At 52.1% G+C, this 626-nt stretch carries 1 pseudogene; it reads right to left on the bottom strand.

Going from position 1 to position 626, the window contains the following annotated elements:
- Positions 1-626 (bottom strand): annotated as a pseudogene (locus tag MWU65_RS17495) (hypothetical protein); the annotation flags it as partial.

Below are 626 nucleotides of genomic sequence, written 5' to 3'. Positions count from 1 at the left end.
CCAGTGGCTCCTTTATCTCCATCAGGACCTTGAGCTCCTATTGGACCTTGATCTCCATCTACTCCTTTATCTCCATCTGCTCCTTTGTCTCCAGTTGCACCCTTGTCTCCAACGGCTCCCTGAATACCAACCGGACCTTGAGCTCCTGTATCACCAGTGGCTCCTTTATCTCCATCTGCACCTTTGTCCCCTGTTGCTCCTTTGTCTCCAACGGCTCCCTGAATACCAACCGGACCTTGAGCTCCTGTATCACCAGTGGCTCCTTTATCTCCATCTACTCCTTTGTCTCCATCTGCTCCTTTGTCTCCAGTTGCACCTTTGTCTCCAACGGCTCCCTGAATACCAACCGGACCTTGAGCTCCTGTATCACCAGTGGCTCCTTTGTCTCCTGTATCACCAGTGGCTCCTTTATCTCCAGTTGCACCCTTGTCTCCTGTATCACCAGTGGCTCCTTTATCTCCATCAGGACCTTGGGCTCCTATTGGACCTTGATCTCCATCTACTCCTTTGTCTCCTGTTGCACCCTTGTCCCCAGTTGCACCCTTGTCTCCAACGGCTCCCTGAATACCAACCGGACCTTGAGCTCCTGTATCACCAGTGGCTCCTTTATCTCCTGTTGCACCTTT

The organism is Cellulophaga sp. F20128 (assembly GCF_023015805.1).
Lineage (GTDB): Bacteria > Bacteroidota > Bacteroidia > Flavobacteriales > Flavobacteriaceae > Cellulophaga.
Note: the sequence above shows the minus strand (reverse complement) of the source record. Positions and strands in the feature narration are given on the sequence as shown.